This is a genomic window from Acinetobacter sp. 1566109, assembly GCF_000582255.1.
Lineage (GTDB): Bacteria > Pseudomonadota > Gammaproteobacteria > Pseudomonadales > Moraxellaceae > Acinetobacter > Acinetobacter nosocomialis.
The window spans coordinates 87,833-112,797 of sequence record NZ_JEYB01000003.1; the positions used below are offsets into that span (position 1 = coordinate 87,833).

Annotated in this window: 19 protein-coding genes; 10 read left to right on the plus strand and 9 right to left on the minus strand. The window is 40.6% G+C overall.

Features of this window, described 5'->3' with window-relative positions:
• The first annotated feature begins 7 nt into the window (after positions 1-7).
• From J582_RS07280 to J582_RS07290, 3 genes are read left to right on the plus strand one after another with little or no spacing between them, the layout of a single operon-like run.
• Positions 8-811 carry an enoyl-CoA hydratase/isomerase family protein gene (locus J582_RS07280; RefSeq protein ID WP_032047628.1) on the plus strand — a complete coding sequence of 268 codons (804 nt, stop codon included), beginning with the start codon at positions 8-10 and terminating at the stop codon, positions 809-811.
• 11 nt (positions 812-822) lie between these two features.
• A complete protein-coding gene (locus J582_RS07285; protein WP_032047630.1) occupies positions 823-2,814 on the plus strand; it encodes an acetyl/propionyl/methylcrotonyl-CoA carboxylase subunit alpha in 1,992 nt (663 codons plus the stop codon).
• The gene (locus J582_RS07290) at positions 2,811-3,713 is read left to right on the plus strand and encodes a hydroxymethylglutaryl-CoA lyase (protein WP_032047631.1); all 903 of its coding nucleotides are present in this window, start codon (positions 2,811-2,813) and stop codon (positions 3,711-3,713) included. The genes J582_RS07285 and J582_RS07290 overlap by 4 nt, the downstream gene beginning before the upstream one ends.
• A 251-nt stretch (positions 3,714-3,964) precedes the next feature.
• Here J582_RS07290 and J582_RS07295 read toward each other — a convergent pair whose 3' ends face one another.
• A complete protein-coding gene (locus tag J582_RS07295; protein ID WP_032011831.1) occupies positions 3,965-4,906 on the minus strand; it encodes a LysR family transcriptional regulator in 942 nt (313 codons plus the stop codon).
• A 204-nt stretch (positions 4,907-5,110) separates the two neighbouring features.
• Here J582_RS07295 and J582_RS07300 point away from each other — a divergent pair, with 204 nt between their 5' ends.
• A complete protein-coding gene (locus tag J582_RS07300) occupies positions 5,111-8,593 on the plus strand; it encodes an indolepyruvate ferredoxin oxidoreductase family protein (protein WP_032047633.1) in 3,483 nt (1,160 codons plus the stop codon).
• Between the two features lie 60 nt (positions 8,594-8,653).
• Here J582_RS07300 and J582_RS07305 read toward each other — a convergent pair whose 3' ends face one another.
• Positions 8,654-9,457 (minus strand): thioesterase family protein, encoded by an 804-nt coding sequence (locus tag J582_RS07305; protein WP_032047635.1) that lies wholly within the window; start codon positions 9,455-9,457, stop codon positions 8,654-8,656.
• A gap of 196 nt (positions 9,458-9,653) precedes the next feature.
• On the minus strand, positions 9,654-11,456 hold the full coding sequence (locus J582_RS07310) for an acyl-CoA dehydrogenase C-terminal domain-containing protein (protein WP_032047636.1): 1,803 nt from the start codon (positions 11,454-11,456) through the stop codon (positions 9,654-9,656).
• Positions 11,457-11,775: 319 nt separating this feature from the next.
• Here J582_RS07310 and J582_RS07315 point away from each other — a divergent pair, with 319 nt between their 5' ends.
• Positions 11,776-12,210 (plus strand): PaaI family thioesterase, encoded by a 435-nt coding sequence (locus tag J582_RS07315; protein ID WP_032047637.1) that lies wholly within the window; start codon positions 11,776-11,778, stop codon positions 12,208-12,210.
• Between the two features lie 20 nt (positions 12,211-12,230).
• On the opposite strand, the gene J582_RS07320 is transcribed toward J582_RS07315, so the two are convergent.
• The 6 genes from J582_RS07320 to J582_RS07345 are packed head-to-tail and all read right to left on the minus strand — an operon-like array spanning position 12,231 to position 18,686.
• On the minus strand, positions 12,231-13,448 hold the full coding sequence (locus J582_RS07320) for an MFS transporter (protein ID WP_032047638.1): 1,218 nt from the start codon (positions 13,446-13,448) through the stop codon (positions 12,231-12,233).
• Between the two features lie 18 nt (positions 13,449-13,466).
• Complete coding sequence (dcaP, locus tag J582_RS07325; protein ID WP_032028466.1) at positions 13,467-14,783, minus strand: outer membrane trimeric porin-like protein DcaP; 1,317 nt, start codon at positions 14,781-14,783, stop codon at positions 13,467-13,469.
• Positions 14,784-14,820: 37 nt separating this feature from the next.
• Complete coding sequence (locus tag J582_RS07330) at positions 14,821-15,474, minus strand: 3-oxoacid CoA-transferase subunit B (protein ID WP_000116037.1); 654 nt, start codon at positions 15,472-15,474, stop codon at positions 14,821-14,823.
• Positions 15,474-16,142 carry a 3-oxoacid CoA-transferase subunit A gene (locus tag J582_RS07335; RefSeq protein WP_002048307.1) on the minus strand — a complete coding sequence of 223 codons (669 nt, stop codon included), beginning with the start codon at positions 16,140-16,142 and terminating at the stop codon, positions 15,474-15,476. Before J582_RS07335 ends, J582_RS07330 begins: the two co-directional genes overlap by 1 nt.
• Positions 16,143-16,189: 47 nt before the next feature.
• Positions 16,190-17,473, minus strand: a complete 1,284-nt coding sequence (locus J582_RS07340; protein ID WP_200003947.1) for an MFS transporter — start codon at positions 17,471-17,473, stop codon at positions 16,190-16,192.
• A 58-nt stretch (positions 17,474-17,531) separates the two neighbouring features.
• Complete coding sequence (locus J582_RS07345) at positions 17,532-18,686, minus strand: acyl-CoA dehydrogenase family protein (RefSeq protein ID WP_002157175.1); 1,155 nt, start codon at positions 18,684-18,686, stop codon at positions 17,532-17,534.
• Positions 18,687-18,998: 312 nt separating this feature from the next.
• Here J582_RS07345 and J582_RS07350 point away from each other — a divergent pair, with 312 nt between their 5' ends.
• From J582_RS07350 to J582_RS07370, 5 genes are all read left to right on the plus strand, one after another.
• On the plus strand, positions 18,999-19,787 hold the full coding sequence (locus J582_RS07350) for an enoyl-CoA hydratase (protein ID WP_032047639.1): 789 nt from the start codon (positions 18,999-19,001) through the stop codon (positions 19,785-19,787).
• A gap of 29 nt (positions 19,788-19,816) precedes the next feature.
• Positions 19,817-20,578, plus strand: a complete 762-nt coding sequence (locus J582_RS07355; protein WP_032047640.1) for an SDR family oxidoreductase — start codon at positions 19,817-19,819, stop codon at positions 20,576-20,578.
• A gap of 61 nt (positions 20,579-20,639) precedes the next feature.
• Entirely contained in the window at positions 20,640-22,163 is a 1,524-nt protein-coding gene (locus J582_RS07360) for a 3-hydroxyacyl-CoA dehydrogenase (RefSeq protein ID WP_032047641.1), read from the plus strand.
• A 14-nt stretch (positions 22,164-22,177) separates the two neighbouring features.
• The gene (locus J582_RS07365; protein WP_000930802.1) at positions 22,178-23,383 is read left to right on the plus strand and encodes a 3-oxoadipyl-CoA thiolase; all 1,206 of its coding nucleotides are present in this window, start codon (positions 22,178-22,180) and stop codon (positions 23,381-23,383) included.
• Between the two features lie 109 nt (positions 23,384-23,492).
• On the plus strand, positions 23,493-24,335 hold the full coding sequence (locus J582_RS07370; RefSeq protein ID WP_000081482.1) for an IclR family transcriptional regulator: 843 nt from the start codon (positions 23,493-23,495) through the stop codon (positions 24,333-24,335).
• The last annotated feature ends 630 nt before the right edge of the window (positions 24,336-24,965 follow it).

A 24,965-nucleotide genomic window follows, 5' to 3' on the forward strand; every position in this document is an offset into this window, starting at 1 on the left:
GGTGTATATGAGCTATCAATTTTTACAACTCGAACAACAAGATCAGGTTGCCTATGTTTGGTTGAATCGCCCTGAATTACACAATGCTTTTAATACGACAGTCATTGAAGAATTGCATGCCTGCTTTAAGCAAATCAATACACGTGATGATATACGTGTGGTCGTTTTAGCGGGTCGCGGCAAAAGCTTTTCAGCAGGTGCCGACCTCAACTGGATGAAACAGGCAGGTCAGGCATCTTCAGCAGAAAATGAAGCAGATGCATTAAAACTTGCCCAAATGCTTGATGCACTTGCAACACTTAAACAACCGACTATTGCCCGCGTGCATGGCATTGCCTTTGGTGGCGGCATGGGTTTGGCATCGGCATGTGATATTTGTATTGCCAGCACCGATGCCAAGTTTGCTACGTCTGAAGTTCGTTTAGGACTTGCTCCATCAACCATTAGTCCCTATGTGATTCGTGCGATTGGTGCAAGACAAGCTTCCCGTTATTTCTTAACTGCCGAGCGGATTTCAGCACGTGAAGCCAAACAAATTGGCTTGGCCCACGAAGTAGCAGATGCTGAAGACCTAGATAAAAAAGTTCAAGAAATTATTGATGCTCTATTACTCGGTGGCCCGCACGCTCAAGCAGCCTCCAAACAACTCATTCAAATGGTGAGCAACCAGACCATGAGCAATGACTTGCTGCAACAGACAGCACATCATATTGCTCAAGTTCGTCAAGGCAGTGGGGCAAAAGAAGGCCTGAGTGCCTTTTTAAATAAACAGCAACCTGCTTGGGTTTCTAACTCGAATAACAACAATTAAGGACGATCATCATGTTTGAAAAGATTTTAATTGCGAACCGTGGCGAAATTGCCTGCCGCGTAATTCGTACAGCTAAAAAATTAGGTATTAGAACGGTTGCCGTTTACTCAGATGCAGACACAAATGCACAACACGTCAAAATTGCAGATGAAGCGGTTTATATTGGTCAGTCCCCTGCAACACAAAGTTATTTACAGGTTGATCGTATTATTCAAGCTGCCATTGATACAGGTAGCCAAGCGGTTCACCCAGGCTACGGCTTCCTTTCTGAAAATGACCAGTTTGCACTCGCTTGCCAACAACACAACATTTGCTTTATTGGCCCGCCAGTAGATGCCATTTTAGCGATGGGCTTAAAAGCAACCTCGAAAGCTTTAATGGAAAAAGCAGGCGTTCCTTTAACACCGGGCTATCACGGAACCAACCAAGATGCCGACTTTTTAAAACAACAAGCAGACCGAATTGGCTATCCTGTTTTAATTAAAGCCAGTGCTGGCGGCGGTGGTAAAGGCATGAGTCTGGTTGAACGCAGTGAAGATTTTCTGCATGCCTTAGCCTCTTGTAAACGTGAAGCCAAATCGAGCTTTGGTAATGATGATGTCTTGATTGAGCGTTATGTGATTCAACCGCGTCATATTGAAGTGCAAGTGTTTGGTGATACACATGGCAACTATGTGCATTTGTTTGAACGTGATTGTTCGGTACAACGCCGTCACCAAAAAGTGCTAGAAGAAGCCCCTGCTCCACAAATGCCAAGCGAAAAGCTCGATGCAATGCGCCAAGCTGCAATTGATGCTGCACGCGCGGTAAATTATGTTGGTGCAGGTACGGTCGAGTTTATTGTAGAACAAGACGGTACGGCGTATTTCATGGAAATGAATACCCGTCTGCAAGTCGAACATCCTGTTACTGAAATGATTACAGGTGAAGACTTGGTCGAATGGCAACTTCGTGTGGCTTATGGCGAACCTTTACCTAAACTACAAAACGAATTGCAGATTCACGGACATGCGCTCGAAGCACGTATTTACGCTGAAGAACCTGAAAAAGGCTTTTTACCAGCAATCGGTAAAATTGACTATCTGCACTACCCAACGCAAAACCAATATGTGCGTGTAGATAGCGGTATTGTTGAAGGCGATGAAATCACGACCTATTACGACCCAATGATTGCCAAACTCATTGTATGGGGTAAAAACCGTGAAGCTGCGCTTATTCAAATGCAAAATGCTTTGAGCCAATTCCATGTCGATGGCTTAGGCAACAATATTGCTTTTCTTGAAAAGATTGTACGTAGCGAATCGTTTAAACAAGCTAAGCTTGATACCAACCTGATTCAGCGTGAACAAAACTTCTTGTTTAGCCCTGAAGAGATCAAACCTGAACTGGTGGTAGCAGCGGCATTTATTGAGTTTCTAAGTAAACTTAATAACAACAGCTCAAGCCAAAAACAGCTTTGGCAAGCTCAGCCACTTTGGCGTTTAAATATTGCTTATCAGCACAGCATTAAACTGAATTATTTAAACCAAAGTATCCAAATTAAATTTGCCTCAAATGAAGATGGCTTCACCGCAGAATATAACGGTCAAAGCTACCCGATTTCTGGCCAATTGATTGATGCTCATACTGCCTCTGTTCAAATTGGTGGGACTCAGCAAAAGCTGACTTTTAACCAAAGTCAGCAAGGTATTACCTTGTTCCAAAACGGACAAAGCTATAAGTTTGCTTATATTCGCCAAGACTTTAATCAGGCAGATAGCCAAGCCGATGAAGGTCACTTAAAAGCCCCAATGCCGGGTGTGGTCACACAAGTGCTAGTCAGTGCAAATCATAGCGTGAAGAAAGACGATATTTTAATGACGCTTGAAGCCATGAAAATGGAATACACCATCCGTGCTCCTAAAGACGGCGTGATTGTAGATTCGTACTTCCAAGTTGGTGATCAGGTCAAAGCTGGCGATGAGCTTGTGGAATTTCAACCTGCACAGGAGGAAGTTGCATGAGTGAGTTTGTCAAAATCGTGGAGGTCGGACCCAGAGACGGCCTCCAAAACGAAAAGCAGGCTTTAACTGTCGAACAACGCTTAAATTTCATTAATGACCTAATCAGTGCGGGCTTAAAATCGATTGAAGTCGGTTCATGCGTTTCGGCAAAATGGGTACCGCAAATGGCTCAAAGTGATGAGCTATTTAAGCTATTACCCCAAACGACAGATGTGCAATTTAGCCTGCTCACTCCAAATATTAAAGGTTTTGAAACTGCTCAAGCGGTAGGATGTAAAGAGGTTGCGGTGTTTACCGCAGCTTCTGAAAGTTTTACCCATAAAAATATTAACTGCTCAATCGAGGAAAGCTTTGAAAAATTTAGCGATGTTATGAGCGCGGCAAAAGCCCATAACATCCGTGTGCGAGGTTATGTCTCTTGTATAGTCGATTGCCCTTATGAAGGCGCAATTGCCCCTGAGCAAGTCGTAAAAGTGGTTAAACGACTCTATGACATGGGCTGCTATGAAGTGTCTTTAGGTGAAACCATTGGTACCGCAACACCAGATCGCGTTCAAAAGGTATGGCAAGCCTGCCTTGCTGAACTCGATAGCAAGGTTTTAGCTGGGCATTTCCACAACACCTATGGTATGGCAATTGCCAATATTTATCAGTCTTTACAACAAGGTATTCGCGTTTTTGACTCGTCTCTTGCAGGACTTGGGGGTTGCCCTTATGCCAAAGGCGCCTCAGGTAATGTATCGACCGAAGATTTGTTTTATTTACTATCCCACATGGGTTTTGAAACTGGCATTAATTTAGAAAAACTGATGCAAGCCAGCCAAAATATTAGCAATGTATTAAACCGAAAAAGCTTGTCGAATTATGCAAATGCTTACTGGCAAACCAAGTGTGCCTAGTCATCAATTAAAGTAGCTCAGCATCTGGTATAAAGCTGAATATTAGGTGAAATACCAGATCATCCTATCTCATCTTTATCTCATTCTGTTCAGGAATTGGGACTCAATCCCCCATGCAATTTTTTTAAAATCTATTATTTATCTTTGTATTAAATGCCTCTTTCAAAAGAAGCATTTTCTACCCTATTTTTATTCTAATCCGTATTATTCTTCATCCTTTTTCAATTGTAATCCTTAAAAAATTTATCTCATTATTTATAAAAATAAGATGCATCCATTTCAATTCTTGGAGAAATATATTCTTCTACCCAATCTAACCATGCACGTGTTTTGGCATCAATAAAATGGCGTGAAGGCAATAAGGTATAAACCCCGATATCAGGTGAACGCCACTCTGGCAAGATATGACATAATCTTCCATTCTGAACTGCATCTAAAGCCGAAAACATCGGCAATAATGCGATGCCCATATCCTGCTGCACCACATCTAATAATAACTCAGGGTTATCTGCAATGAGTTGCCCACCAATGTCGATTTGGTAAGACTCACCGCTTGTATTTAATAAGTGCCAATCTGGTGTAATAGACGGATTTACCAAGCGTAAACAGGCATGATTTTTTAAGTCTTCGGGGGACTCAGGTATCCCATGTTTTTCTAGGTAAGCAGGTGATGCACATAAAACAGAAAAAATAGTGCCAATTCTGCGTGCGACAAACCGTGAGTCTGTTAATGATTCAGTCAGATAAAGACTAACATCGACCCCTTTTGCCAACAGGTCCGGAACGTATTGAGAAGTCGTATATTCCACGGTTAATTCGGGGTAATGTTTACAAAACTCAGCCATCACTGGAAAAACATAATGATGCCCAAAGCTTCCCATACTTAACACGCGTAAACGACCTTTGGGTTTAGATGCCGTTCCGGTGACTTCTGACTCCGCCTCATCCACCATTGAAATGACTTGACGACAGCGCTCTGCATAAGTCGCACCAATATCAGTGAGGGCCTGCTGGCGTGTTGAGCGTTGTATTAATTTTGTACCTAAGCGTGTTTCTAGCTCGCTGATAAGACGTGAAACCTGTGCTGTGGTCAGATCCATCTGCTCAGCTGCTGCTGTGAAACTCCCGCTATCAATCACTTTCAGGAATGCATGCATAGCATGCAATAGTCCACCATCGAGATTTTTGCGCATAACGTAAATATGTTTTCCTAAATTACGGATTGTTGCACCAGTTTAGTTCAACCACAATGACTAAATGTACATACATTGGCACCAATTCTTTTTAAGAAGAGGAACCGGTCTTTTTTTATTTCGTATGTCACTTGCTCCAAATATTCAACTGGATGTTGAAAAAAGAAAGTAGTCCGAGCTACTAAAAATTCTAAGGAGATATAAATGAATATAGCTACAAAAGTCACTCCAAATATTATTGCAACAAAGGATGTGTCACTTGAAGATAAATATGTAAGTGATAACGGTACAGCATATATGACCGGCATTCAGGCACTTGTTCGGTTGCCTCTTGCCCAAACTCGCCGTGACGCGATCAATGGTTATCATACTGCTGGTTTTATTTCTGGTTATCGCGGTTCTCCTGTTGGTAACTATGATAGTTTCCTTTGGCAAGTTCAAGGATTACTTAAATCCCATAATGTTGTATTTCAACCTGGCGTAAATGAAGACTTGGCTGCTACCGCAATCTGGGGTACACAACAAGTTAACCTTTCAGGTCAAGGCAAATATGATGGAGTGTCTTCATGGTGGTATGGTAAAGGCCCGGGTGTTGACCGTTCAGGCGATGTACTCCGCCATGCTAACTTAGCTGGTACTTCTGAACGTGGTGGTGTCGTTGCTTTATTTGGTGATGACCACTCTTGTAAATCTTCTACAATTCCCCACCAGTCTGAACATGTCATGATTGGTTGCGGTATTCCAATTTTCTACCCAACATCCGTTCAACAAATTTTAGACTTTGGTGTTCACGCCATTGCTGTTTCACGTTTTTCTGGTCTGTGGACTTCAATGAAGCTGGTCAGTGAAATTGTAGAAACTTCAGCTTCTGTTCATGTCGATTTAGACCGTGTCACTCCTGTTATACCAAAAGATGTCAATTTCCCAGAGGGTGGCGTTAATATTCGTTGGCCAGATCATGGCATTCAACAAGAAGAACGTCTTTATAAATATCGCTTACCTGCTGTTTTGGCTTATGCCCGTGCGAATAAAATCAATACCGTAACATGGCCTTGTGAAAATGCCCGTATTGGTATTGCTGCAAGTGGTAAAGGTTATTTAGATACCATTGAAGCCCTACGTATTTTAGGTATTGAGGATGAAACAGCCCAACAGCTTGGGTTACGTGTTTATCAAGTTGGGCTGATTTGGCCTCTAGAACCACAAGGTCTACGTGAATTTGCCGAAGGTTTAGAAGAGCTAATTGTTGTTGAAGAAAAACGTCCAATTCTTGAGACACAAATTAAAGATGAGTTGTACTCACTTCCTGATGACAAACGTCCTCGTGTTATTGGTAAAGCGATTGATGGCAAAGGTGAATGGAGTACCTCTATTGAAGAAGCACCGCTCATTGGTCACTATGAGTATCAGCCTGAACCGATTGCAAAAATGCTAGCTGCTCGCTTCTTAAAACTAGATATTCCAGAAAGCTTAAAAGCACAAATCCAAAGCAGAATCGACTTACTGCTAAAAGCAGAGCAAGAATCAAAACGTGTGATTGATCTTGCTGAACGTAAACCATATTTCTGTAGTGGTTGCCCACATAACTCATCAACAGTCGTTCCTGAAGGTAGTCGTGCGTTAGGCGGTATCGGTTGTCACTATATTGCTGTTTCGCTTGACCGTGGTACCGAAACGTTCTCACAAATGGGCGGTGAAGGTGTAAGTTGGGTGGGTGCATCACCATTTACCAATGAAAAACACATTTTTGCAAACCTTGGTGATGGAACCTATTTCCACTCTGGTTACTTAGCAATTCGTCAGTCTATTGCTGCAAAAACTAATATTACCTACAAAATCCTCTACAACGATGCGGTCGCTATGACAGGTGGTCAACATGTAGATGGTCATTTGAGCGTTGCACAGTTAACTCGCCAGCTCGCTGCCGAAGGTATTAAAAAACAAGTGATTGTCACTGATGAAGTTAAATTATTAAATGAAGAAGACGGTATTGCAGCGGGTGTAGAAATTCGCCACCGTAATGAGCTTGATGCAGTTCAACGTGAGCTACGTGAAGTTTCAGGTGTAACCGCTTTAATTTATGTACAAACCTGTGCCAGTGAAAAACGCCGTCGCCGTAAACGTGATGCCTACCCTGACCCAGCTGAGCGTTTATACATTAACAGTGATATTTGCGAAGGTTGTGGCGACTGTTCTAAAAAATCAAACTGTTTATCTATTGAGCCAGTAGAGACTGCTTTAGGGACTAAACGTCAAATTAACCAAAGTAGCTGTAATAAAGACTTCACTTGTGCCGAAGGGTTTTGCCCAAGCTTTGTGACTGTTCATACACGTGATATGAAACGTCCTGCTAAATTTGAAGGTATTGGTGCAGGCTGGCCAACATCACCCGTTATTCCTCAGTTATATGACGTTCCAAGTCGTATTATGGTCGGTGGTATTGGTGGTACAGGTGTTGTGACTATTGGTGCACTGCTTGGTATGGCGGCTCACCTCGAAGGTAAAGCAACACGTGTTATGGACATGGCCGGCCTTGCCCAAAAAGGTGGTACGGTTTATTCATATGTACAACTTGCAGCAAGTGATGAACAAATTTCTTCTACCAAAATTCCAGCGGGCCAATGTGAATTACTGATTGGTGCCGATGCGGTAGTCGCTGGTGGTAGCGCTGCTCTATCTCGTTTAAAAGATGATGCTTTAGTTATTGTGAATGAAGACAGTACCCCTACTTCTGAGTTTATTAAATCTCGTGACTGGTATGCGCCTATTACCGATTTAATTGACCGTCTCCGTGGTCGTGTTCGTCAAGGTCAGCTGGTTTCTCTGCCAGCGGCTCGTATTGCAACTCAGCTCTTAGGTGATTCAATTTATACCAACCAGTTATTGCTCGGTATGGCATGGCAATCTGGTCGCATTCCGCTATTACGTGAAAGTATTGAAAAAGCAATTCGCCTAAATGGTACGGCTGTTGAAAAGAACCTTGAAGCTTTCCGTGTAGGTTGTCATCTTGCAAGTGACCCAACTTTAGCTGCTCGTTTACTTGCAGCAATGCCAAAAACCAAAACTCCGCAAACTTTAGCTGAACTTGTTGAAGACCGTTCTGCTCGTCTAACAGACTACTGGAATGAAGCTTATGCAGCTAAATACCGCACTCTTGTAGAATTGGCAGCTAAAAAGTTACCAGAAGAGTTAACAGGTACGATTGCAACTCAGCTTTACAGAGTTATGGCTTATAAAGATGAATATGAAGTTGCACGTCTACTAACAGGTAAAAGCTTCAAAGAATCAATTGAAACCCAATTCGGTAAAGGCTTACGTTTAACCTATCATCTTGCTCCACCAGCGTTACTTGGTGGTCTGAAAAATGTCCGTAAACGTGCGTTTGGTTACTGGATGCGTTTCCCGATGATGATGCTCGCTCGCTTACAATGGCTTCGTGAAACTTTCCTTGACCCATTTGCGCGTCAAGAAGAACGTCAACACGAACAAGCTTGGCGTGACCGTTACATCGCATTTGTTGAAGCACTTGTTGAGGCACCAGACAATCATAACTTGGCAGTTGCTGAACAAATTGCAAAATTACCGGCAGAAGTCCGTGGTTATGGGCATATCAAAATGAAAGCAATGGACGCTGCAAAACAACGTTGGGATGAGCTTACGCCAACATTGCTAAAAATCCGTAACTAACAATTAAATCTCAATAAAAAAAAGTCATCCTTAGGGATGACTTTTTTATTGGCTAAAAATTTATTTAGTCATTTTACGTAAAGTCAAAATCTGCTCGCTTCGTCCAAATGGACCATACACATCATGTAAAACTGCACTGGTTAAACCAATGCCATCCGAACCATATTGCTGGACGGTTTCCAGGCCTAACCATTTACCTTGCGGATAACGGTGCATGTGAATTTGTAAATCAAGATTTGGAAAGCCCCAAGTAAATTCTCCTTCTTGTCTTGGGACAATGCCATTTGCGGTATCTACCATACCAATCAAATGGGCAAAATCTGTGGTCGGCTGCCCTTCAACCATGTCTTTATCATTGTTTAGCCAAACAATGCCTTTGCCCGCACGATGCTGATCATCAGTTTTAGTGACTAATGTCTGGATAAAGCCACCCGGCCATCTTTTCATGCCTGTCCATTCGGTAAAAGTATCGGGATGATGAATTGGTTGATCTTCAAGCCCAGCAATATCTGAACTGTCTTGAGTGCACATGCGCCATGCTCTAGCCACAATACAAGTTTTACCTTGTGCTTGTAGTTCTGCTTCAATCAATTCAATCGTTTTACCGGCACGAATGACATGTGTTTTAATCGTAAATTCACCAAATGCAATCAATCCAAAAATATCAAAACTAATTCGACCAATTCGCATATCTTGTCGCGGTGAAAACTGTTCTAACTCTACTGCGATGACACCACTTGCAGGCGCCATATGCTGTTCATGAGGGTTCCATGCCCCTTGTGCATGAACAGTTGAGCAATAATGAGCAATCACTTCACCTTGAGGACCAATTGTTCTATTCAGTAATTGATAATAAGCATTCATGATTTTCTTTCCTTAGTCCTTGTCCAATATCAATATTTGATGAAAATTCACGTTTTAATGCTTATGTTAACCCTCTATTTCTTTGTCTCAACTGGTTTTTCCTACCAAAAACTGATGAGTCTAAATTTACAAATTTAATCACTAGGTAAAATTTCGCATGTCAATTTTACCCAGTGATTCTAAAACTTACCATTCACTAAAATGCAAAAGCATCTTGATCGAGCTCCATCACAGTATCAGCTCCAGACTCAATAGAAGCGGCATAACTCTGTATACGATGCAAAAGCTTTTGATAGAAAAACTTAGCTGTCGTTAATTTTGCTTTATAAAAAGCTTCTTCTTGTGTACCCGATGCTAATTTTTCATGGGCAACTTGTGCCATTCGAGCCCACAAATAAGCGAACACGACGTAACTAGAAAAATAAAGATAATCTACTGAAGCAGCCCCTATTTCTTCAGGATTGTGTTTGGCTTTCTCTGCAATAGATTTGGTCAATGACAGCCATTGTTGCTTAAGCTCAGCTAATTTTTCTAAATAAGGTTTCAAGACTTCATTTGATTGGTGCTGACTAATAAACTGATCAATTAAATCGGTCATGTTCTTTAGAAGTTTGCCTTCCGACTTGAGGACTTTACGTGCCAGCAGATCTAAAGACTGAATCTCAGTTGTACCTTCATACAATGTCGAGATACGTGCATCACGTACAATTTGCTCCATGCCATGCTCAACAATAAAGCCATGTCCACCAAATACTTGAACACCATGCTTTGCAGACTCATTACCCGACTCTGTTAAAAAGACCTTAGCAATGGGTGTTAAAAAAGCCAGTAATTCATCGGAGTGTTTTTGCTGTTCCTGATCGTTTGAGCTTTCCACAATATCGACATGCTGAGCCAGAAAATAAGCCAGTGCACGACCACCTTCAGAAAAAGCTTTTTGTGTCATTAACATTGAACGCACAGCGGGATGTACAATAATTGGATCGGCATTTTTCTCAGGATATTTAGGACCTGATAACGAACGCATGGCGAGGCGCTCTTTGGCATAACTTAATGCACCTTGAAATGAAATTTCAGAAGCAGCAAGCCCCTGTACTGCCGTTCCAATACGTGCGGTATTCATAAAGGTAAACATACAATTGAGCCCGCGATTTTCAGGTCCAATCAAATAACCTTTCGCGCCATCAAAATTCAGTACACAGGTGGCATTGCCATGAATCCCCATTTTATGTTCAATCGCGCTACAAAAGACTTTATTACGGTCCAACACCTGACCGTCATCACTCACATTAAATTTAGGCACAATAAATAAAGAAATACCTTTAGTCCCTGCAGGCGCCTGAGGCAAACGGGCTAAAACAATATGAATAATATTTTCAGAAAGATCATGTTCTCCTGCTGAAATAAAAATCTTTTCGCCTGTAATGGAGTAACTACCGTCCGGATTTGGTTCTGCTTTAGTTCTAATTAATCCAAGGTCTGAACCCGCATGTGACTCGGTTAAACACATGGTTCCGGTCCAGACACCACTAATAAGTTTAGTCAAAAACTTCTGTTTTTGTTGCTCGGTACCATGATGCTCAATTGTTCTCATTGCACCATGAGACAACCCCGGATACATTGCCCAAGCCCAATTGGAACCACATAACATTTCAGAAATCGCAATCCGCAGCAATGTCGGTAAGCCTTGCCCACCATATTCCGGATCGGCGGTTAATGAAGTAAACCCAAGCTCGGCATATTTTTGGTAGGCTTCTTTAAAACCTTTAGGGGTTGTCACCACACCTTGATTTAAATGACAGCCTTCTTGATCGCCATTTTGATTTATGGGCGCCAATTCATTTTCACAAAAATCTGCTGCTGCCTCTAAGTATTGATCAATTAATTCTCGATTTACGCTTTCCTGATATTTGCTTAAACCTTGATAGTTCTGTTCTGTTTGAAGCATTTCATGCAGTACAAATTGCATATCGCGTAATGGAGCTTTGTATAAAGGCATAGTTTTTTCCTTTCACCTCTCTGCCTGTGTCATGGGCAGATAACGTTTTTCCTTAAAATGGACTTTTATTGTTTCAATCTCATCAAAATATCAAAAAATTTCTTATAGCAAAATATATTTTCACTAATTTAATAAAATTATCGTAACTTAGCCATAGGAATAAAATATAGATATATGTTTTAAATACAAATATAAGATAAAAAGTTATTAGTCTCGTTTTAAGTAGAATAAATTTATATTTTGTATTGCAAAATTTTATTCCGTAAAAATTCAATTTATAGTATGGTGATTAGACTGCTTAATCATGCAAGGATGATTTATGGAAAGCCCGAAATACACAGGTCTTGAGTTTTTAACCGCTTTAAAAAATGGTGAAGTTTCACCATCACCTATGGCTCACACCATACCGATGGAGCTCGTTGAAGTTTCCGAAGGTAAAGCAACTTATAAAGTTACCCCTCGCAAAGAACATAGAAATATACAAGGCGGTGTACACGGCGGCTTTTGTGCCACAGCTTTAGATACGGCGACAGGCAGCGCAGCTCATACCCTACTTGAACATGGTGTTGCTTATGGAACTATTGATTTAAATGTAAAAATGATTCGTCCTATGCAAGTTGATACGTCCTACTATGCGACAGCCGAGTTAATTAATGCGGGCCGTAATATTATTAGTACTCAAGGTAAAATCGTAGATGAAAACGGCAAGGTGTATGCTTTTGCTTCGGCAACCTTAATGATTATTCGCAAATAATAAAATTTTAAAGCTCCTGTTTATGGAGCTTTTTCTTGGTTAGTAATCTTACCCATTTCATAAAAATCTAAGCGATCAATCACGAAACTTGTTATTGCCATTGCTAAACCTAAAGCAGCACATGCTTCCCATCCCCAGTGTTTCCAAGCATACACCGCAATAAAAGAACCTAAGGCGGCTCCACCAAAATATAAAGTCATATAAATTGAATTAATACGGGAACGTGCCTCGGCCGAAATCCGGTAAACCAGATTTTGGTTGAGCACATGAAATGCTGACAAACCAAAATACGCCATAATCACGCCAACAGCGTAGGCAACCAAAGACTGCTGTGCAAAAAATAGTGGTATCCATGCACTCATTAATAGTGCCATACAAACCAATGCAATCCTATTTTCAAGGCCTGCTGCAATTTTCTTGCCTGCCCATGGGGTCGCAAACACACCAGCCAAGCCCACAATTCCAAATAAACCAATCTGGAAATCGTTAAAGTGATAAGGCTCATTCGCCAAAATAAAAGTCATGGTGGTAAAAATAAGAGCCAAAATACCAAAGCCAATTCCCCCTGCCAAACCACGGCGTAGTAAATGAGGCTGATGAACAGCTAATGAAAATAGCGAACCATAAATCTGTAGAATATTGAGTTGATGGGATTTTCGCGCCACTGGTAACTTTACCCACATTACCCAAGCAAACACCAAAATGACAATTCCGCTAATTAAATAAACCGCATGCCAAGACCAAACTGTAGAAAGTAAGCCTGCAATAGAACGTGCCAATAATATTCCCAAGAACAAACCACTCATGAGAGTCCCTACAACTTGAGGGCTTTTTTTCGGGCTGGCTAAACCCGCGGCAAAAGGAACTAAAACTTGAGTCGCAATCGAAAAGAATGTAGCTAAAAAGGTAAAGCCATATAAAGCTGGCAAGGTTTGACTTAAGGATAGCCCTACTTGTGCAAGCCCCGTACAACACATGAGCAGGCAAATATAACTACGCTTTTCAAAAAAGTCGCCTAAGGGAACTAATATAAAAAGGCCAACTGCATATGACAGCTGGCTAATCACAATAGTTAAAGCGACCTGATCGGCATTGACTTTTAATGCTTCTGCAATGGAATAAATCAAGGGCTGATTATAATAGTTTGAACCCGCACAAATTCCACATGTCATTGCCATGATAAAAATAAAGCTTTTTGACAGTATATTTTCTGCATTGGGCTCAACTATTTTTTCCATTTTTAATTACGCCCTATTTTAGAATTTATACATTGATACAAAGTTTATGCGTGACACATCAGCGGTTCGGCCATCGAACACTTCACGTTTGCCTTGGTGATATTCCATCCCAATATCCATTTGCTCAATTGGAGAATAAAAGACGTTAGCAGCATAGTCCGTTAAGCGTTTATTAGCATCTGGGTTAAGTTTGGCATAAGCCGTGTCGTCATCATAATCAAACATTGAAGCCGATAAGTTCGCACGCCATTGCTCATTAAATTTATATGAATAGCCAATATTGACGCTATTCAACTTATTCATCACCAAATCTGTTTTGTCTTCGTTTAAAGAAAAATCACCCGCAGCATTTAAACTTGTTGAATTTGCCAGTCCACTCTGAGTGGTGTACGGCATAAATTTTTGATCACCGACTATATATTGATAATTTGCTTGTAGCGATTGTTGTGGCGTGAGTTGATATTTTAAGCCACCTCCTGCACCCCAGCTTACTTTCTTCACTGTGGCAGTGGCGACATCTGCGGATTTTTCATTGATAAAACCTTGCGCAAGAGCAGTTAAAGGCCCTTGTTTAAAAGTATAGCGCCCCGTTAAAGATGGCAATGCCGAGACTCTCGAACCTGTATATTCCAAAGCTACTTTTAAATCATTATTCGCATCGATTTTCCAGTCATAGCGAATTTGAGGAGTACGCGTATAGGAAGTTCCCACAAATTGGGTGTAATCAACAGCTTCTGTACGGGTTTCCATGTTAGACATGAGTGACCATGTTTGACCAAAGGTCCAGTCTTTATAAGTGAAAAAAGCATGACGGATACGGAATTTACCATCCCCCGTTCCCATGTTAGAACTATCAAAGAAATCGGCTTCAATATTTCCCGTCACAGCTTTATTTGGGCTATTAAAATAAACACCGAGTCGGCTTGCATTAATCATGGCATCAGAGCGCGCATGATTCGAACGTTTTTCATTTTCAAAAGGTGTTCGGTACAGACTGCTGGTCGTTCTACCGCCCGAGTCAGGTGATGATTTAAAATCAACCGCTGCATCAATACGGGCAATACCGTAAACCTTAACGTTATCCGTCCAAGTAACCCATGAAGGAGCAACAGGCTTTTCTGTTACCGTTGCTTTAGTTTTTTCAATGTTCTCTTCGATCTTAACCTGTTTGACCTGTAAATTATTTTGAGTTTGTTTCTGAGCAGCAAGTTCTGCTTTTAATTTTTGCAGCTCGGTTTCTAGTAAATTAATTCTTTGTTCTGTCGTATCTGAAGAATTTGCAAAAATAGTCCCTGAAGCCGCAGCGCAAGCTGCAGCTAAAATTAATTTTTTCATCTTTTAATCCTTAAAGAAGCGTTTTTTCCGTGTGTATTTAGGCTACACGTGCATCAATTAGTTCACAGTCAGTAACTGCCTGTAATTCATCAAAAGTTAAGCCGTCTACCATTTCCTTGACGTAAGCTTTTTGGTCCTTGAGTTCAATAATGCATAAATCGGTGTAAATACGGTTTACACACTGCTCACCCGTTATTGGATAACTCAGTTCTTTTACAATTTTGGGCTCACCTTTTTTAGTGACATGCTCCATATAGACATAAATCGTTTTTGCACCCACTGCCAAATCCATAGCACCGCCGACTGCTGGTACATCATCTGCTTTACCGGTATGCCAGTTTGCCAAGTCTCCATTGACCGCAACTTGGAATGCACCAATCACGCAAATGTCCAAATGACCGCCACGCATAATGTCAAACGAGTCACCATGATGCATAAAGCATCCACCATCTAACAAAGTGACAAGTTCTTTTCCGGCATTTACCAGATCTTCATCTTCCTCACCCGGTTGTGGTGGAGGCCCAAAAGCCAAAACACCATTTTCCGAATGTAAAAAGATTTCTTTGTCTTTTGGCAAGAATTTAGCAACGTTGGTCGGTAAGCCAATGCCTAAATTGACATAAGAACCTTCCGGAATGTCGTTAGCAATGAGTTTGGCAATATCTTCACGAGAACGCTTTTGAACTGACATTAGATATCTCCTACTTTTACAACGTGCTGAACAAAAATTCCCGGTGTAATAATGCACTCTGGGTCAAGCGTTCCTAGCTCTACGGTGTCATTCACTTGAACAATCGTGGTCTTGGCGGCTTTTGCCATAATTGGACCAAAATTGCGGGCCGCTTTGCGATAAGTTAAATTGCCCCAGCGGTCGGCTTTATCGGCATAAATCAGTGCAAAATCAGCTTCAAGTGGATATTCAAGCACATAGTTTTTACCGTTGATGGTTCGGGTTTCTTTGCCTTCGGCAATTTTAGTGCCATAACCAGTCGGAGTAAAAATAGCACCCAAACCTGCCCCTGCGGCTTGAATACGACATGCCAAATTACCTTGCGGAACCAGTTCCAACTCAATTTTTCCCGCTCTATATAAGTCTTGAAAAACGGTTGATCCTGCAGATTTCGGAAATGAGCTAATCATTTTTTTGACACAACCAGCAATAATCAGCTTGGTTAGACCACGGTCACCCGAAGCTGCATTATTGTTTACAATGGTGAGTTCTTTTTTTCCTAAATCGATTAAGGCTTCAATTAATTCAGCAGGTTGCCCCGTCACACCAAACCCGCCTGTCATGATGGTTGCACCATCAGGAATAGCTTTTAAAATCGGTTCAATGTCACTGGTGATTTTATTTATCATCTCACTTGTCCCTTTTCATCCTTAATTTAAGGTGACAGATTGATCTGTCACTCTGCCTTTTGCGGGTTAAATAGTCGGTCTTTAATAAATAACAATGGAATTACCCCGCAGATAAAATAGGCCGCAGCCATCACCAAAAGTCCTAAGCCAATAGAACCGTTTTGCGATAGAAAACCAATTGTTAATGGAGAAAAAATTGAAAGTACTTTGCCAATGTTATAAGCACCGCCCACTGCCGAACCTCGAATTGAAGTCGGGAAGCTTTCTGTCATATAGGTGGCATTAATTGCATATGGAATACCGTAAAGGAAACCGAAGAACAGCATCATCCATAAAATGTTAGTTGGTGTATTTAAGTAAACAATGACTGGAATAAATAAGGCTGTACCAATGGTTCCAAAAGCGAATACAGCGCGGCGTCCTAATTTGTCGGCAACGATCCCTGCAATTACTTTGGCGAACATCATAATCAGGAAAGTACCGACCATATACATGGCCATTTCTTTAAACTTGATGCCTAGATCAGACTCTAAATAAGCCGGTAACCAGTTACTTACGCCGTAATAACCAAACTGTAGTGCACCAGTACTAATAATCCAAAGTACAAACATGGTGCCATGCTTTTTATCTCTTAAAATCTCAAGATATGGATTTTGACGTTTTTTAGGTTGGCTACTTTGAGCTATTTCTAACGCTTTTAATTGACGCGCTTTTTTCCATGACTCAGGTTCAGGTACACATATGTGCATCAAAATTGATAACACTACAGGCGCAATTGCAATCCAATACAGAAAACGCCAGCCGTGTTCAGGAATAATGTGTCCTGCTAGTAATGTCGCGAGTAAAGAACCTAAGGTATAACCTGTCATCAGCGTTGCTAAAACCGTAGAACGATGTTTGGTCGGAACCATTTCTGACATTAAAATATTACAGGCAATATAAAGTGCACCTAAACCCATCGCTCCAAAAGTTCTTAAAACTGCAAATTGCATATAAGAGTGTGTAAAGCCTAGCGCACAGGTTAGAACTGAAGAATAAGCAATAAAGAACACAATAATGCGAACCCGACCAAAACGGTCACATGCCCAACCACCAATGAGACCGCCCACGGCCGAGCCAAATAGAGTCAGGCTTCCTAATGTTCCAGCTTGCACACCAGTTAAATGAAATTCTGTTTTAAGACTGGTGAGGCTTAATGCCAAAAAACCTAAATCTGCCCCATCACATAAAAGTGTAAAAAAAGCGAATATAAATGCAGTAATCCAAATCTTTTTGGGCGTTTGAATAGCTTCAGTGCTACTCATATTTTCTGTCACAGTATTTGTTGTCATGTCCATATCCTCAGAAGGAACATGAGGCATCCCATGCCTCATGGCATTTGATTTTTTATTAGGCTGTAGCTTCCCTAATCATGTTTTTGGCAATAATAAGTTGTTGAACTTGCGTCGTTCCTTCATATAAACGGAACAAACGTACATCACGATAAAAACGTTCAATGGCATATTCACTGATATAGCCTGCACCACCATGAATCTGTACACAGCGGTCAGCAACGCGGCCACACATTTCGGTCGCAAACATTTTTGCGCAAGAGGCTTCCGTACTAATGTTTTCTCCATTATCACGGCGGCGGGCTGCATCTAAAACCATACATTTAGCCGCATAAATCTCGGCTTTTGAGTCTGCAAGCATGGCTTGAATAAGCTGGAAGTTCGCAATAGGTTGACCAAACTGCTTACGCTCAATCGCATAATGTAATGCGTCGTTTAGCATGCGTTCAGCAACCCCAACGCTATAAGCACCAATGTGCAAACGTCCTTTATCCAGCACTTTCATGGCCGTTTTAAAACCGACACCTTCTACCCCACCAATCAGTGCAGAAGCAGGTACACGGCAGTTATCAAAAATTACATCACAGGTGTGTGAACCCTTTTGACCCATTTTTTGGTCAATTTTGCCCAAGGTAATACCTGGCGTATTCGCCTCAACTAAAAAAGCTGAAATCCCTCCCGACCCTTTAATTTCAGGATTCGTTCGAGCCATTACAGTAAAAGTCGCAGCATGGGGTGCATTAGTAATAAAACGCTTGGTACCGTTTAACACATAAAAGTCACCATCTTTTACCGCACTGGTTTTTAAAGAGGCAGCATCAGAACCAGACTCAGGCTCGGTTAAACAAAATGAACCAATAATTTCGCCACTTGCGTAACGTGGTAAATATTTCTGCTTTTGTTCTTCTGTACCATCAATCAAAATTGCACTTGAGCCAATACCGTTATTGGTTCCAATTAAAGAACGGAAAGCCGGTGAAGTTTGTCCAAGTTCAAATGCAACTCTGACTTCTTCTTCCATGGTGATGCCTAGGCCACCATATTCTTCGGGAATTGTGAGGCCGAACAAACCTAGCTCACGCATTTGCTGCACAATGTCATCTGGAATTTTGTCTTTCTCTACCACTTCGTTTTCACGAGGGATCAATTCATTTTTTACAAAATCTCGAATTGTTGAAAGTAACTGCTCCAACATCCCTTCATCACGGATCATCTGTGATCTCCCTTTTTATATATTTCCATCGTATCCATCAGCCATTTCCAGCTGGTCTGGATACCATGCTTTTAAATCTTGTTTACTGCGGATGTGTTTCATAGTACGAGAACAAAAATACAAATTTCAAGCTTTTTTGAAAATTAATTTCGTTAAACGAAATTTAAATTTAGACCATTACCTAATATCAATAACTTATCTATTTTAAAAGATGATACCTACGCTATTAAGAGAAATAAGACTTGAAATAAATTCCAAAATAAGCATCATAAAAGGAATATAGTTTTGATATGCGAAACAAGGAATTCAAAAATGAGTGTGTCAACAGGGAATAATTTCGTAGAAGTCGACTTTTCTATTCAAAAAATAGCAGTTGTTAAAATTAACCGCCCAGAAGCAAAAAATGCTTTAAACAGTGAAGTTCGCAAACAACTAGCACAAGCTTTTACCGAGTTAAGTTTTAACGATGAGATCAATGCGGTTGTGCTCACAGGTGGTGAAGAAGTCTTTGCCGCAGGTGCAGATTTAAAAGAAATGGCAACCGCAACTTCCACAGAAATGTTATTGCGTCATAACGAACGTTATTGGAATGCAATTGCCCAATGCCCTAAACCCGTGATTGCTGCTGTAAATGGTTATGCATTAGGTGGTGGCTGCGAACTTGCAATGCATGCTGACATTATTATTGCAAGTAAAGGCGCAACCTTTGGCCAGCCGGAAATTAAAGTCGGTCTAATGCCAGGTGCTGGTGGTACACAACGATTATTCCGTGCAGTGGGTAAATACCATGCCATGCGCATGATTATGACAGGCGCCATGGTCAACGCCGAAGAAGCTTATTTGATTGGTCTTGTTTCACAAGTCACAGAAGATGACCAAACTATTCCAACTGCGATTCAAATGGCACAAAGCCTCGCCAAAATGCCTCCTATTGCCCTGCAACAAATTAAAGAAGTTGCACTAATGAGCGAAGATGTTCCATTAAATGCAGGCTTAACTCTAGAACGAAAAGCATTCCAGTTGTTATTTTCTACCGAAGATAAAAATGAAGGCGTTCAAGCTTTTATCGAAAAGCGTAAGCCGTCGTATCAAGGTAAATAATTTAAAACCATAATAACAAAGGAATGAAAATGGCCAGAAAAGTATTAATTAGTGCAGGTGGTTCAGGGATAGGACGATGCATTACCGAGGCATTTTTAAACAATCAGGATGAAGTTTTTGTTTGTGATATCAATGCTAAAAGCTTAGAACAATTTCAACAAGATTATCCAAAGCTACACATATATACCTGTGATTTAGCCGACCATGAACAAATTAAACTCATGTTTAGTCAAGCCATTCATAAACTTGGCGGTATTGATATTTTAGTCAATAACACAGGCATCTCAGGCCCGACCGTTGCAGCAGATGAGCTAAGTTTTGAAGATTGGAACACGGTGATTAATTTAAACCTGAATAGCACTTTTTTAATTACCCAGTTAGCCATTCCCTATTTAAAGCAAGCACAGGCAGGCGTGATTATTAATATGTCGTCTATTGCAGGCCGCTTAGGCTATCCATACCGATTAGCCTACTCCACTTCAAAATGGGGACTGATCGGTTTTACCAAAACGCTTTCTATGGAACTCGGTGCAGACAATATTCGAGTTAACGCTATTCTTCCGGGGGCAGTCGATGGTGATCGGGTTCAGCGCGTATTACAAGCCCGTGCCGATGTAGCGCATACCTCACTTGAAGAAGTGACTCAAAATGCACTGAAAAATCAGTCGCTCAAATATTTTGTCAATCCAAAGCATATTGCAGATTTATGCCTATTTTTAGCGTCAGATAGTGGTCGCTCAATTTCAGGGCAAATCTTACCTATTGATGGTGATAAACAATGCTTAAGCTAAATCACCCAACCTTATTTTTCCGTTTAATTTCAAATATAGATTAATCATCAGGATGATCGACATGACTTATGATATTAAAAGCATGGCTGTGATTGGTGTAGGTGTCATGGGCAGTGGTATTGCTCAAATTGCTGCGCAGTCAGGTCATACCACTTATTTATATGATGCCAAAGCAGGTGCTGCAGAACAGGCCAAAGAAAAACTAGCTACTACATTTCAAAAGTTAGTCGACAAAAATAAGATTACGCCTGAGCAAGCAACAGCGGCAAATAACCATTTAATTGTTGCCCATCAAATTGAAGATTTAAAAAATTGTGATCTGATTGTAGAAGCAATTATTGAACGTCTCGATATTAAACAAAGCTTGATGCAACAGCTTGAAGACATTGTTTCGGATACTACTATTTTAGCCTCAAACACTTCTTCTCTCTCTATTACAGCCATTGCGGCAAACTGCAAAAAGCCTGAGCGTGTTGTGGGTTATCACTTTTTTAACCCAGTTCCACTCATGAAAGTGGTCGAAGTCATTCGTGGTTTAAAAACAGATCCACTTATTATTGATGCTTTAAACGATTTGTCTCGTGCATTTGGTCATCGTCCTGTTGTGGCAAAGGACACCCCTGGATTTATTATTAACCATGCGGGCCGTGCTTATGGAACTGAAGCGCTCAAAATTTTAAACGAGAACGTTTGTGACATCAGTGAAATTGACCGAATTTTACGTGACGGCGTTGGTTTTAGAATGGGGCCATTTGAATTAATGGATTTAACTGGTCTTGATGTTTCGCATCCTGTGATGGAGTCGATTTATCACCAGTACTATGAAGAAGCCCGCTACAAACCAAGCCCGCTGACCAAGCAAATGCTAGATGCCAAGCAACTTGGACGTAAGGTTAATCAAGGTTTTTATAACTATGAAACCGGTTCAAAAACAGGTGAACAACCTGCTCAGTTTATAGAGCGTTTAGCACAATATCCAAAAGTTTGGATCGCTGCCGATTTCTTGGACGATAAAAAACAACTCGAAGATTATTTAACTCAGCAAAATATTGCCCTAGACACCAATTCTGAACCGCAAACAGATAGCTTATGTTTACTCGCTTGTTATGGTGAAGATACAACTCAAGCAGCTACTCGGCTAGGAGTTAATCCAAAGCATACTGTTGCGATAGACATGCTTTATGGCATTGCAAAACATCGCACCTTAATGCCATCACTTGTTACCAAACCTGAATATCGTCAAGCAGCTCACTCTATTTTCAATTTAGATGGAAATATGGTCAGTATGATTAATGAAAGTATTGGCTTTGTTGCGCAGCGTGTTTTAGCCATGGTCATTAATTTAGGCTGCGATATTGCCCAGCAAAATATTGCCACAGTAGATGATATTAATGCTGCAGTACGTCTTGGCTTAGGCTATCCATTTGGGCCAATTGAATGGGGCGATCAAGCCGGTAGCGAAAAAGTCTTACTTATTCTGAACCGTATAACAGCACTTAGCCATGACCCGCGTTACCGCCCTAGCCCGTGGTTACAGCGTCGTGTCGCACTTCATTTACCTCTTACTTTTACTCACGAGTCTTGAAAAGGAATTTCTCAATGTTAAATGCATATATCTATGATGGTTTACGTAGTCCATTTGGCCGTCATGCGGGTGAACTTGCCTCAATTCGCCCTGATGATTTAGCAGCAACCGTTATTCAAAAATTACTTGAAAAAACTGGTGTACCGGGCGCGGATATTGAAGATGTGATTTTAGGCGACACCAATCAAGCGGGTGAAGATAGTCGTAATGTGGCACGAAATGCATTATTACTTGCAGGTTTACCAGTCACTGTACCGGGCCAGACGGTAAACCGCCTATGTGCTAGTGGTTTAGGTGCCGTGATTGACTCAGCACGTGCTATTACTTGTGGTGAAGGCGAGCTCTATATTGCTGGTGGTGTAGAAAGTATGTCACGTGCACCCTTCGTGATGGGTAAAGCAGAAAGTGCTTATAGCCGTGATGCAAAAATTTATGACACCACCATTGGCTCTCGCTTTCCAAATAAAAAAATTATTGCGCAGTACGGCGGTCATTCAATGCCTGAAACGGGCGATAACGTTGCAGCCGAGTTTGGTATTAGCCGTGAACAAGCTGACTTATTTGCGGCCCAATCACAAGCCAAATATCAAAAAGCCAAAGAAGAAGGTTTCTTTGCCGATGAAATTACGCCAATTGAGGTTTTCCAAGGCAAAAAATTGCCCCCTAAACTCGTTTCAGAAGATGAACACCCTCGCCCAAGCTCAACTGTTGAAGCACTCACAAAGTTAAAACCGCTCTTTGAAGGTGGCGTGGTTACTGCGGGTAATGCCTCAGGTATTAATGATGGTGCAGCAGCACTTTTGATTGGTTCAGAAGCAGCAGGTCAAAAATATGGCCTAAAACCAATGGCAAAAATCTTGTCCGCTGCGGCAGCGGGTATTGAGCCACGCATTATGGGTGCAGGCCCGATCGAAGCCATTAAAAAAGCAGTTGCGCGTGCAGGCCTTACTTTAGATGACATGGATATTATTGAAATTAATGAAGCTTTTGCTTCACAGGTTTTATCTTGTTTAAAAGGTTTAAATGTTGATTTTAATGACCCACGTGTGAACCCGAACGGTGGTGCGATTGCAGTTGGTCATCCACTTGGTGCATCTGGCGCTCGTCTTAGCTTAACAGTAGCGCGCGAGTTAATTCGCCGTAAAAAGAAATATGCTGTGGTGAGCCTATGTATTGGTGTAGGTCAAGGTCTTGCGATGGTGATTGAAAACGTTTCATAACCATTGAACCCAATATCCATTCATCACAACAGCGCAGTGATGAATGGATTTATTTTGCAGAGCGAAATATAATGGCAAAATTATTGCTTTAATTATATTTGAGGATCGAATGTCTCAAAACACGGAAACTGAAAAACCAATAAATTTTGATGAGATACGTTTAGATCCTATTTCGCATATACATCGGGAAAATAACCCGCAATTTATTGCTTCTTTAGCACGCGGTTTAGAACTTTTAAGATGCTTTTCTGCAAATAATCAGGTTCTTGGCAACCAAGAATTAGCAAAAATGACAGGTTTACCTAAACCGACCATTGCACGTATTACCAATACCCTTGTGTCATTAGGTTATTTAAAACAATTGCCTAACTCGACCAAATATACATTAGATATTGGTGTCTTATCTTTAGGATATGCAGCTTTATCTAACATCTCGATTCGTAATATTGCTCATCAATATATGGAAGAGATGAGCCAGTATGTTCAAGCGCCTGTAGCGATGGCAACGCGTGATCGCTTAAATATGGTGTATATCGATGTTGTGCAAATTGAAACTGCATTAAACATGCGCCGTCCAATTGGTTCAACTTTACCACTGCATAGCAGTTCAATGGGCCGAGCATGCTTAGCTGCGACCCCTGAACGTGAACGCAACTTTCTACTTGATGCACTAAAACAAAAGAACCCCGAAAACTGGCCAGCCATAAAACGCTCTTTAGAACGAGCTTTCCGTGATTATCAAGATTATGGATATTGTTTGTCGTTAGGTGAGTGGCATAAAGAAGTGAACTCGGTGGCTGTACCTTTGGTTAGTTCTAAACACGGTCTTTATGTTTTTAACTGTGGTGCGCCAAGTTTTCATTTAAATCCGGAAAAACTTGAAGGTGAAATTGGACCACGTTTAATCCACATGGTGCACAATATTCAAGATGCTTTGAATGAAACACATTAATGATGTATAAATTTATTTTATCGTCTTTATTGTATAAACTTCTATAGTTTACTTTCCATTAGCTATCTAAAGTTATAGTTATATGATGAAGCATAACCCAACTCAATTTATTAATTTTAGTTGGGTTTTTTATAAAACCAAATAAAACTACGCTCTTTCCAAAAGTAAAGCAGATTGAGTAATTATAAGAATTAATAAAATCTTATTTAAACGATTTACCCCCTATAGAAAAATTTTTTAAGTTTTTTCAAAAATACAACAGCACAAAATACTACTTAATTGTTTAATTTTATTAATAACACCTATAAAGAAAATTAATATATTAGAACTTTTATTATTAAAAACAATCTACCCACAAGGTAAAATTAATAAAATTTAAAAAAATCACAAAATGAAAAATATATTTAAATTCAACTTAATATTTAATATAAATTAAAAAATAAATTCAATATTTTAATTTTATATAAAATATAAATATTTTATATAAAAAACTTGAAAAATTAAAAAAAACACAGTATTTTCAGTAATCAAAAATTAACCTATATCATTACTAAAAAATTCATTCCCCAAGGAGGCAGAATAAATCCTTTTACATTACAAAGTGAAAATTTTAATAATCATTTCTTCATG